6 protein-coding genes are annotated in these 12,408 nt (G+C 43.8%); all 6 read left to right on the top strand.

Annotation, left to right across the window (positions count from 1 at the left end):
• The first annotated feature begins 297 nt into the window (after positions 1-297).
• The 6 genes from N7U62_RS02545 (at position 298) to N7U62_RS02520 (ending at position 12,340) form a co-directional block, all read left to right on the top strand.
• Positions 298-3,438 (top strand): SusC/RagA family TonB-linked outer membrane protein, encoded by a 3,141-nt coding sequence (locus tag N7U62_RS02545; RefSeq protein WP_264136308.1) that lies wholly within the window; start codon positions 298-300, stop codon positions 3,436-3,438.
• 20 nt (positions 3,439-3,458) lie between these two features.
• Positions 3,459-4,976 (top strand): RagB/SusD family nutrient uptake outer membrane protein, encoded by a 1,518-nt coding sequence (locus tag N7U62_RS02540; RefSeq protein ID WP_264136307.1) that lies wholly within the window; start codon positions 3,459-3,461, stop codon positions 4,974-4,976.
• Positions 4,977-5,045: 69 nt separating this feature from the next.
• The gene (locus N7U62_RS02535; RefSeq protein WP_264136306.1) at positions 5,046-5,909 is read left to right on the top strand and encodes a glycoside hydrolase family 16 protein; all 864 of its coding nucleotides are present in this window, start codon (positions 5,046-5,048) and stop codon (positions 5,907-5,909) included.
• A 64-nt stretch (positions 5,910-5,973) separates the two neighbouring features.
• Positions 5,974-8,319: a glycoside hydrolase family 3 N-terminal domain-containing protein gene (locus tag N7U62_RS02530; protein ID WP_264136305.1), complete on the top strand. Its 2,346-nt coding sequence runs from the start codon at positions 5,974-5,976 to the stop codon at positions 8,317-8,319.
• 165 nt (positions 8,320-8,484) lie between these two features.
• On the top strand, positions 8,485-9,978 hold the full coding sequence (locus N7U62_RS02525) for a glycosyl hydrolase (RefSeq protein WP_264136304.1): 1,494 nt from the start codon (positions 8,485-8,487) through the stop codon (positions 9,976-9,978).
• A gap of 16 nt (positions 9,979-9,994) precedes the next feature.
• On the top strand, positions 9,995-12,340 hold the full coding sequence (locus N7U62_RS02520) for a beta-glucosidase family protein (protein WP_264136303.1): 2,346 nt from the start codon (positions 9,995-9,997) through the stop codon (positions 12,338-12,340).
• The last annotated feature ends 68 nt before the right edge of the window (positions 12,341-12,408 follow it).

Here is a 12,408-nt window from a genome sequence, read left to right as displayed (position 1 = left end):
GTGATTGATTCTTTTCAATCAACACCAGATAATAAAGGAAATATTTCGTCTTATTTCACACAAAAAACACCTTAAAACTGAGGAGTTAAAGAGAGTTGAATTTAGACTTAAACCTCTTATTTACAATATCTTATTTCCAATGACGTAGTATTAAAGTGCCCCCCTTCATAAGGGATGTATTTTAAGCGTAGATCATCCTTCCTCCTCCTGTTTTCATACCTATAGTTTTGATGTTGTTAAAAAGTAAATGTGTTGCGACAACACAGTTTTTTCAAACGATTATTTAAAGACTAAAGTATGAAACTACAAACTCTACAAATGTGGAAGAGGTTTACACGACCTCTCATGATTTTGTGTCTTACTATGCTTTGGGGTTTTGCGCAGGCGCAAGAATCCACAGTAAGTGGTAAAGTCACAGACGACACTGGCGAATCATTGCCAGGTGTATCCATCCTGATCAAAGGTACTGCCAAAGGTACCGTGACTGATATGGATGGAAATTACTCCATCAAAGTGGATGGACCCGATGCAGTTTTAAGTTATTCCTTTATTGGTTACCTGACACAGGAAGTAACTGTAGGTAGCAGAACTACTATCGACATGAATCTTCCAATGGATGTTCAATCACTGGAAGAGGTAATCGTGGTAGGATATGGAGAGCAAAAGAAGAGTCTTTCTACTGGCGCCATTTCCTCGGTAAAAGCCAAGGAACTTCAAACCGTATCTACTGGCCGTATCGATCAGGCGCTTCAAGGTAGAACTGCCGGGGTTAACATCAAGCCAACTTCTGGTTCGCCAGGTGCCGGCATGAAAATCAGAATCCGTGGTACGGGCTCTAATGGTAGCTCTGATCCTCTTTTCATCATTGATGGTGTTAGAACTGGATCTGGTGGAATGGATTATCTCAGCCCTAACGACGTAGAATCTATCGAAATCCTTAAAGATGCTGCTTCTGCTGCTATTTATGGAGCGGAAGGTGCCAACGGGGTTGTGATCGTAACGACTAAAAAAGGAAAGCCAAATACGGGAGTGGTTACTTACAGTGGCCAATATGGTGTTCAGTCTGCTCAGCCAGGTCTGATGTCTATGATGGACGCGCAGCAATACCAAACTTACATGGAGGAAGCTGCCGTCCCGGGTGCTCCTACGGCTGCTGATGTCAATGGAATCGGCGCAGGAACAGATTGGCTGGATGAAACCATGGAAGATGCTCCTCAGCAAAGCCATACACTTTCATTCAGTGGCGGAACTGAAAAATCTACTTACTTCGTTTCAGGTACGATCTTCCAACAAGATGGTATCATTGGTGGAGACAAAGCAAGGTTTAACAGATATACCGCCAGATTGAACTCCAATCACAAATTGAAAGAATGGTTGACAGTGGGTGAAAACCTTTCTTATTCTTACATCAACAAAAGTGGTTTAGCTGAAAACGACGAATTTGGAGGATTGGTAGCAAGTGCATTGGCATTAGATCCAATTACTCCAGTGGCTTATACAGGTAACACCCTACCATCACATGTTCAGACAGCTTTGGATGCTAATCAACCATTGGTTAGAGATTCTGATGGCAACATTTATGGTATTTCTAATTATGTAAGAGGTGAATACGGTAATCCATTGGCTAGAATTGACTTAGCTAAAGGTCAAACTGTGCAGAACAAAATCTTAGGTAATGCCTTTGTAGAAATCAAACCAATCGAAGGTCTTAAAATCACTTCTCGTGGAGGTATTGATGCGGCTTTCCAAAGACATCACAACTGGAGTCCAACATTCTGGTTTTCTTCTGAAAGCCTAAATAACACGGCTACAGGTAGTGACAGCTGGGACGAGTGGTACACCTGGCAGTGGGAAAACTTCGCCAACTATGACAAGACATTTGGTGATCACCACGTGAATGTTTTGATAGGTAATGCCATGCAGAAGTACACTTACAACAATGTGAACGGTAGCTATTCAGGCCTATTTAGAGAAGAAGACAAATGGTCGTATGGGGATTATACTCCAGATGATATCGACAGAATCGGTAGCCGTCCAGAATACAGATCGCTTTCTTCTTACTACGGTAGAGTATCTTATGATTTCGCTGGCAAATACCTTTTCAACGCTACATTGAGAAGAGACGGATCCTCCATGCTTTCTGATGGCAACCAGTGGGGCACTTTCCCATCTGCATCTTTGGGTTGGGTGATCAGTAACGAAAACTTCTTCCCAAGTGGAATTTCTGATGTAGTAAACTATGCTAAATTAAGAGTAAGCTGGGGACAAAATGGTAGTTTGTCCAACTTGAGTCCAGGACAGTGGCAATCTTCTATCGCTACCAATGTAGGTGGCGTAATAAGATACCCACAGCCTGATGGCACTTATGTATCAGGAGCTGCTCCATCAAACCTTGAGAATCCATTCTTGACCTGGGAAACCAGTGAGCAAGTAGATATTGGATTGGACTTAAGACTTTTCAATGGTCAACTGACTTTTACAGCAGATTACTATGAGAAGAAAACCAAAGATTTGATCACTCCGGGTGCTCCTCCTCTGTTCGCAGGTAACAGCCTTCCATACGTGAATGCGGGTGATGTTCTGAACAAAGGTTTTGAGTTCGATTTAGGGTTCAATAGTGAGGCAAGCAAAGAATTCCAGTATGGAATCAATGTGAACCTTTCTACTCTCAAAAATGAAGTGACATACCTGGATCCTAACTACCCGAAAATTGCTGGTGCGAATATCGGTACAGGATGGGGTGGTGTGACTCAGTTTGAAGAAGGTTACCCAGTATGGTATTTCAGCGGTTACAAAACAGCCGGTATTTTCCAAAACCAACAGGAGATCGACGACTATGTTGCTGAAAATGGATTGACAGGTTACAACCCAGTACCTGGGGATCCTATCGTCATTGATGTAGACGAGGATGGAGCTATTTCTCCATCAGATCAGACTTATATTGGTGACCCAAATCCAGATGTATTCTTTGGAGCTAGAGTGAACCTGGCATACAAAGGATTTGATTTCTTAGTTTTTGCACAAGGACAAGCGGGTAACGAGGTAGTAATGGGCTTCAACAGAACAGACAGACCTACTGCTAACAAACCTGAGTTCTTCTTCACCGACAGATGGGATGGAGACGGTTCTACTAACGATTGGTTCAGAGCCAATACAAGTGGTGGATTGGCCTATAGCAGTGACTACATGGTATTTGATGGTTCATTCGTAAAAATCCGTCAACTACAGTTAGGTTATACCCTACCTTCAAGTGTAACTGAATCTATCAATGTAAAAAATGTGAGATTCTACGTTTCGCTTGACAACTTCTTCACCTTCACCAATTACCCAGGCATGGATCCTGAGGCAGGCTCTGGAGCCAACAATAGTCAAGGTATCGACAGAGGTTACTACCCAGTACCAAGAACGTTCGTGGGTGGCCTAACATTTAGTTTCTAATCATATAAATGAAAAGAATCATGAAGAAATTTAATATCAAAAACATATTGGTAGTCTTTGCTTTGCTGATGGCTACCTCATGCGACGACTTCCTGGAGCAGGAAGTACCAGGAAAGTTTTCTGAACAAGACTTTTATGCAACAGATGACGATGCGCTTTTCGCAGTGACAGGAGTTTACGACATGATGTCGGCTCACTACTTTGGCAACTGGGCCAGTCTTTATGTAGTCAAAACCATGCTTTCTGATGAAAGTAATGCAGGTGGTGCCAATGATGGTGACCAACAGGGGTATCAAAACCTGGATGACTTCAACATCGACTCGCAAAACGACAAAGTACAAGATGTATGGAGAACACTTTACTACGCGATTTACAGAGCCAATAAAGTGATCAACAAGATCCCTGGCGATTCTGACCTTCAGAGAAGATTGATTGGTGAGGCAAAAGCTCTGCGTGCCATCAACTATTTCGAACTAGTAACCCTATGGGGCCCTGTCCCATTGGTATTGGACGATGTAGCTCCTTCTGACTACGGCAATGTAGGTAGAACACCTGTAGCAGACGTTTACACACAGATAGAAAAAGATCTGGAAGAAGCCATTGCAGTATTACCGGAAGTAGACCAGTACAGCGCATTGGATAGATTCAGAGTATCCAAAGGTGCCGCTCAGGCTATGCTTGGCAAGGCGCATTTGTTTCAGGAAGAATGGGCTGACGCTGTAACTGCTTTCAATGCGGTAATCACATCTGGTGATTATGCCCTTGAAAACTCTGTACAAGTAGCCTTTTCTCCAGCAGGTGAGTTTGGTCAAGAGTCGCTTTTCGAACTGTCCTATACTAATGGTGAATCATACGATTGGGGTAACTTCCCTTGGGGAGAAAAACCTGAAAGTAACATCCATGTACAATTAATGGGACCAAGAGCGGACTATTATACTATGGCTCCTGGTGATTCTCTAATTGGAGGTTGGGGATTCAACCTGCCAACTCAAAAGATGTATGATGCATATACAAATGCAGGCGATGTAAACAGAAGAGTAGTTTCTATGATGTCTGAGACTGAACTAGAAGCTGCTGGTGGCAACTGGAGTGTAGACAATGCCTGGGATTTCGAAGGATACTGGCAAAGAAAGTATGGCACTTTCAATAACCAAACGGGAGGACCTGTAGGCGAGTTGAACTATGGTACCAATTGGAGATTGATCCGATATGCAGATGTATTATTGATGGCAGCTGAAGCCAATTATAGAGCAGGAAATGAAGGTGCAGCTCAAGGCTTCCTCAATGAAGTAAGAACCAGACCTGGAACAGGTTTATCCGCTATCACGCCATCTGGTGCAGCACTTTTTGATGCCATTGTACTTGAGAGACAATTAGAATTGGCATTCGAAGGTCACAGATTTGTAGATTTGGTACGATGGGGATTGGACGATCAGGAACTTGGAGCATTGGGGTATAACTCTGCTTCACACAGTTTGCTTCCTATTCCTCTCAACGATGAAAGATCGGCAGGCTTAGAACAGAACCTGAATTATTAAATCAAGGTATATTTACATAGGGATTGTCACTACTCAATCCCTATGTATCTTTTTGAAAACTAAAGAACTATGAGCACTTATTTTTGTATTTTCACTTCATTCTTAATCCTATCATGTACGGCATGCGACTCTGGTGAGTCGGTACAGAAAAAGGAAAAGGAATACATCCTACCAACCATCACCTATTCTTTCTCAGAAGAACCCGTTTGGGCTGATGAATTTGACTATGAAGGAGCTCCCAGCTCATCAAAATGGGGTTATGACATTGGCGGTAGCGGCTGGGGCAACAATGAACTCCAGTACTATACCGACGACATCAAAAATGCCTCTGTAGCGAATGGACTATTGACCATTACTGCTATCAAAGAAGAAATTGAACAAAACCAATATAGTTCCGCCAGACTAGTCACCAAAGACAAAGGTGATTGGCTTTATGGCCGCTTCGAAATATCTGCCAAGCTACCAGAAGGTGTAGGTACCTGGCCAGCCATCTGGATGCTCCCTACAGACTGGGCCTACGGCGGATGGCCACAATCTGGCGAGATAGACATCATGGAACATGTTGGCTATGATCAGGATGTGGTTCACATCACTGTACATACTGAAGCTTATAACCATAGCATTGGCACACAGGTTGGCCAAAGCAAAAGAGTAGCTGGTGTCAGTACCGATTTCCATACCTATAGAGTAGACTGGACTCCAGAAGATATCAAAGGATATATAGATGATGCCCTGGTTTTCAACTTCCCTAATGAAAAAGAAGGTTATGAAAAATGGCCTTTCAACAAACGATTCCATATGCTGCTGAACATCGCAGTTGGAGGCAACTGGGGCGGTGCTCAGGGTGTGGACGAAACGATCTATCCAGTAAGTATGGAAGTAGACTATGTCAGGGTCTACGAATTGATAGAAACAGTAGAAGAAACCGAATAAACAGAAAACAGACCATATGATTGGGTCGAGAAAATGCCCAATCAAATGAAAAAGAAAAAAGGGAATGAAGAAAATATTATTAAGTGCTTTGGCTGCAGCCACTATTATCACAGGCTGCTCCATATCACAAGGAAGTGAACAAAAGGTAAGTGTAGAAGGCAATCAAGAGGTAGAATCACTACTTTCCCAAATGACGCTGGAAGAAAAAGTGGGCCAAATGGCACAGATCACTCTGGATGTAATCTCCAAGGGAGACAATGTCTATTCCAGCTATGAGCCCCTTCAGCTCAACGAAGATTTAGTTAGAAAAGCTGTTTTGGAATACCATGTTGGCTCAATTTTGAATACGGCTAACAATAGAGCAAGAACTACAGAAAAGTGGTTCGAAGTAATCAGCGGAATACAGAAGATAGCGACCGAAGAGTCGAGACTTAAAATTCCGGTAATCTATGGAATAGACGCGATACATGGCACCACCTATACCGCAGGTGCTACCATGTTCCCTCAGGAAATCGCCCAGGCTGCCACTTTCAATAGAGAGTTGGTAAGAAAAGGAGCAGAAATCTGTGCCTATGAAACCCGTGCATCAGCCATTCCATGGAACTTCTCCCCTGTGCTGGACATGGGCAGAGATCCTCGATTCCCAAGAATATGGGAAGGATTGGGAGAAGACGTTTATCTGACTTCTCAGTTAGGTGTAGAGATGATCAAAGGCTATGAAGGAGCGAACAACGATATCAGCAACCCACATAAGGTGGCCTCTTGTTTAAAACACTTCCTGGGCTATTCGGTACCCACCTCGGGAAAGGACAGAACTCCTACTTTCATCCCAGAGGTGGAACTAAGAGAGCGACATATTCCTGCTTTCAAAGCGGCAATTGATGCAGGTGCACACACCGTCATGATCAACTCAGGCATCATCAATGGCACCCCGGTGCATGCCAACTATGATCTACTGACCAAACTGCTTAAAGAAGAATTAGGCTTCAAAGGAGTGGCAGTAACCGACTGGGCTGACATTGACAATCTACACAACAGAGACAAAGTGGCTGACTCACCAAAAGAGGCGGTAAAGCTTGCCATCAATGCTGGAATAGACATGGCCATGATTCCATACAGCTATGACTTTTGCACACATTTAGTGGAATTGGTGAATGAAGGCGAAGTATCCATGTCAAGAATTGATGATGCAGTGAGAAGAATTTTGACTCTCAAATATGAACTAGGCCTTTTTGAAAAACCTGTCACGGATTATAAAGAATACAAGGCTTTTGGTAGCGAGCAATATGAGTTGGCAGCTTATAACGCAGCTGCAGAAGCCATTACTCTACTGAAAAACAAAGAAGGGATTCTTCCGCTATCAAAAGGAACAAAAGTATTGGTCACTGGACCTAATGCTAATAGCATGAGAAGCCTAAATGGCGGATGGACTTACTCCTGGCAAGGAGACAAAGTAGAAGAGTTTGCGGGTGAGTACAACACGATTCTGGAGGCCATTGAGAACATCAATGGTAAGAACAATACTACATTCTCCACAGGAGTCTCTTACATAGAGACTGGCAAGTATTGGGAGGAGACGAAAGACATCAACTCAGCGGTAAGCGCTGCAAAAGGATCGGATCTCATCGTGCTTTGTTTAGGCGAAAACAGCTACACCGAAAAACCTGGTGATTTGCATGATCTCACGATTTCTTCGAACCAAATTGAATTGACCAAGGCATTGGCAAAAACCGGAAAGCCAATCGTGCTGGTATTGAATGAAGGGCGTCCACGATTGATCAAGGACATCGAGCCATTGGTGGATGCGGTCGTGCAAACTTACCTTCCAGGCAACTTCGGAGGTGATGCTTTGGCGGATATACTATTTGGAAAAGTGAATCCAAGTGGTAAGCTTCCTTATACCTACCCTATGTATGCCAATACATTGGTGACTTATGATCACAAGCCATCCGAGGAGCAAAACAAAATGGAAGGCGTCTATGACTATGAATCTGATTTTGCCATCCAGTATCCATTTGGATTTGGTTTGAGCTACACAACATTCTCTTATCAAAACCTAAAGTTGAGTAAGGATGAATTAGGGGCAGATGAGGAATTCACAGTATCAATAGAGGTAAGCAACACCGGAGATGTAGAAGGCAAAGAAGTGGTGCAGTTATTTGTATCTGACCACTACGCTTCTATCACTCCAGATGTCAAGAGATTAAGAGGCTTTGAGAAAATAGCGCTCAAGCCAGGAGAAACCCAAACCGTCAGCTTCCAACTTAGCGGTAGAGATTTGGCCTTTGTGGCGAAAGACCTACAGTGGACAGTAGAAAAAGGCGGTTTTTCAGCAATGATTGGAGATCAAAAAGCTGACTTCAACATCACTGAAACCAAGGCATTTGGTCCAAAAGACCAAATATTGTAAACGGCTAATAGTTTATTAGTATATAGTAGTAATCGAATGAAATTTTATCCCGGAAGTCATGCGCTGGGATAAAATTCATTCATCTAAAAAAATCCAAACCACCTTAAGCCTGCAATTGAATAGAGCGTTTTATTCGGGCTTAATGGTGGTTTAACTACTCCTACAATGAAAACGACACACTTCCTTTGCTTGCTTCTGATAGGGCTGTTCATATCCTACCCTACCCTGTCTCAAAAAAGAGGAATGGCATATGGTTTTCACTCCCCTAAAGACCTGGAAGTACTAGCCCCTCATGTATCATGGTGGTACAACTGGTCCGAAACGCCTGAGAGCACAGTAGCCCAGGTCTATACCGACTACAACTTCGAATTTGTACCCATGACCTGGAATGGGAATTACAATTCAAGTAAGCTAAAGTCATACCTTTCTGAACATCCTGAAGTCAAATACATTTTAGCCTTTAACGAGCCCAATTTTCTAGAGCAGGCCAACATGACACCCTCTGAAGTGGCTGCAGCCTGGCCAGAATTGGAGGCGATTGCAGATGAATTCAACCTGGAAATCGTGGGTCCGGCCGTTAATTTTTGTGGGGACTGTGTCAGCGAGAATGGCACCACCTATGATGATCCTGTCCAATATTTGGATGATTTTTTTGCGGCCTGTACAGATTGCCGAGTAGACCACATCGCGGTTCATACCTATGTCAATACCATCGGCGCTCTCGAGTGGTTCATCGATCTTTTCCAGAAATATGATAAGCCCATCTGGCTAACAGAATTTGCCGGTTGGGAAGAGAATGGAGTGATCAACAATGTTAATGATCAAATCAGCTTCATGGAAAGCGCATTGGAGTTCCTTGACAATGAACCCAGCGTCTTTAGATATGCCTGGTTCATCGGCCGTACCTCAGGAGGTATCAATAGCTACGCTTACATTGATATATTAGGATCAAATGGTCAGCTCACAGCTTTGGGAGAAGTCTATGCAGCAGAACCTTTTGTCAGAGATACAGAAAGAGTCACTGAGCTCCCTGCCATCATCTATGCGGAAGATTACAATTTCATGGAAGGCATTTCTCTGGAAAAAACTGAAGATTTAACAGGAGACAAAAACGTGGGCTATATAGATGCAGGAGACTGGTTAGAATATCATGTCAATCTCAGCGAAGAATCCACTCTTGATTTCTATATCCGAATTGCCAGCACCCAAACAGCCAGCATTCGAGTTGGGATAGATGACACTGAAGCACTTGTCCAAGCTTTACCTAACACAGGAGGATGGCAAAACTGGCAAACGATTAGTGGCCATCAACTCTCTCTTAGTGCAGGAGAACATGTCGTCAAACTAGAAGCCATCACCGCAGGCTTCAATCTCAACTGGTTCGGTATAGGTCAAACTCTGGAAGAACCTGAACTACCTTTATCCGCTTCGCATGCTTCTCCCTTCCACTTCTACCCTAACCCAAGCGATCACACCATCTACATTTCTCAAACTCACCAGATTCAGCGAATCGAAGTGCTAACTATGGATGGAAAAACCATTTACAATCAGCCTGCCACACAACAATTGAATGTGGAGAATTGGAACCCCGGACTTTATTGGATCAGAGTCACCGACCTAAATGGACATACTTTTTCAAATCGAATAGTCATACAGTAAATCATACATCATACACATGAAAACAATTTTATCTATCCTATTGCTGAGCATTGGCACCCTATCAGGGGCATTTGCTCAGGACATAGAATCAAAAGTAAAGTCTCTGGTCTCTCAAATGACCCTGGAGGAAAAGGCCTCACTTTGTTCTGGACGTGATCCCTGGAGCACCAAACCTGTAGAAAGGCTAGACATACCATGGATTTGGATGTCGGATGGCCCTCATGGTCTTCGTAGAGCACCGTCGACTGACAAATGGGGCTATGGAGATCAGTTGCCAGCCACCTGTTTCCCAACAGCCTCGGCACTGGCTGCTACCTGGGACACGGATTTGGTCTATCAGGTAGGTCAGGCATTGGGCAAAGAAAGCCAGGCCATAGATGTGAATATTCTACTTGGACCAGGGGTCAACATTAAGCGTTCTGTTTTGGGAGGAAGAAACTTCGAATTTTTCTCGGAAGACCCTATCCTTTCTGGCCAACTGGGAGTAGCCTATATCAATGGCGTACAAAGTCAGGGAGTCGGTACATCTCTCAAGCACTATGTAGCCAACAACGTAGAGACGTGGCGGATGTACATGGATTCTGATGTGGACAAGCGTACCCTTCATGAGATCTACTTAAGGCCATTCGAAATGGCGGTAAAAGAAGCCAAGCCATGGACAGTCATGGCTTGCTACAATCGCGTGCAGGGCACTTACGGTTCTCAATCGCCATACCTATTGACCCAAGTGCTACGAGAGGACTGGGGCTATGAAGGCATAGTCATATCGGATTGGGAAGCAGTAGTAAACCGTGTGGAAGCACTAAAAGCAGGCCTGGATATCCAAATGCCAGGAAGAGATGCAGCATTCAATGATCAGATGATTGTGAAAGCAGTTCAGAACAAAGAACTAGATGAAGCTGTGTTAGACGAAACAGTGAGTTCTATCCTACGAATTGTCCTGAAGGCAAAGGCCAATGAAAAGAAGGTAAAAATGCCAGTAAAGGAACATCACCAATTGGCAAGAAAAGTTGCCTCGGAGGCGGTCACTCTGCTGAAAAACGAAAATGATGTTTTGCCGCTATCGGGCGATAAATACAAGAATGTCGCCATCATTGGGGAGTTTGCAGTGAATACACGCTATCAAGGCAATGGCAGCTCTGAAGTAAAGCCAGCCAAGGTGGACAAGTTTCTGGAGATGATCAAAAAAGAATATGGCAAGCAGGTCAATATTAGCTATGCACAAGGATATCAATTAAAGGATGACCAGGACATGAGCTTGATAGACGAGGCTGTAGCTGTAGCCAGTAAAGCAGACATAGCCATTATCATGGCGGGGCTTCCCCTCCACTACGAGTCTGAAGGCATCGATCGCAAGCACATCGACATCCCTCAGTCTCACAACGAGCTCATCAGCAGAATTACCAAGGTGCAAGAAAACACTGTAGTGACATTGACTAACGGCAGTGCAGTAGCCATGCCATGGGTTGACGAGGTAGATGGAATCGTAGAAGGATGGTTGGCAGGACAAGCTGGTGCTGGTGCCATAGCAGACGTCCTTTTCGGAACTGTCAACCCTTCCGGAAAACTGGCTGAGACTTTCCCAGTTAGATTAGAAGATACACCTGCGTACTTGAATTTCCCGGGAGAACAAGGCACTGTCCTTTACGGAGAGAGAATTTACGTAGGCTATCGCTACTATGATGCCAGAGCCATCGAGCCATTGTTTCCATTCGGTCATGGGCTTTCCTACACTTCATTCGAATACAGCGACATCCAGGTATCGGCCAATAGCATCACCGATAAAGACAAGCTGACAGTAAGCGCCACCATTACCAATACGGGCAGTGTAAAAGGCAAGGAAATCATTCAGCTCTATGTAAGTGACAAGCAGAGTGTATTGCAACGACCCGAAAAGGAATTGAAGGGATTCACTAAAATTGAATTGCAGGCCGGTGAAAGTCAAAAGATTTCCTTTGAATTGGACTTTAGAAGTTTCGCCTACTTTGATGCACGCAAGGATATGTGGGTAGTAGAAAGTGGTACATTTGACATCATGCTTGGCGCATCTTCCAGAGATATTCGATTGACGGCCTCTGTAGACATAAACTCCACACAGAAAGTACCATTGGCCTTTGATGAATACACCTTCTTTACCAGCTATTGGGCCAATCCTCAGACCCGAGAGTTGCTAAAAGAACTAATCCCCAACTGGATCAAAAGACATACTCCAGAAGGAAAAAGCATGGATGAAGCCCAATTCGAAAGCTTCATGAGCGACCAACCAATGATCAAATACCCTTATTTTACTGGAGGAGAAATCTCCAAAAAAGAGGTAATGGAATTGGTAGAACGATGCAAATCATTCACTACAACCCTATAATCCACTTAAAAGCCTGTCAGAAAATTCAGAACTCAAGTCTGGTTTTTTCTGGCAGGCCACCCTGCAAC

It is taken from the genome of Reichenbachiella ulvae (assembly GCF_025833875.1).
Classification (GTDB): domain Bacteria; phylum Bacteroidota; class Bacteroidia; order Cytophagales; family Cyclobacteriaceae; genus Reichenbachiella; species Reichenbachiella ulvae.
Note: the sequence above shows the minus strand (reverse complement) of the source record. Positions and strands in the feature narration are given on the sequence as shown.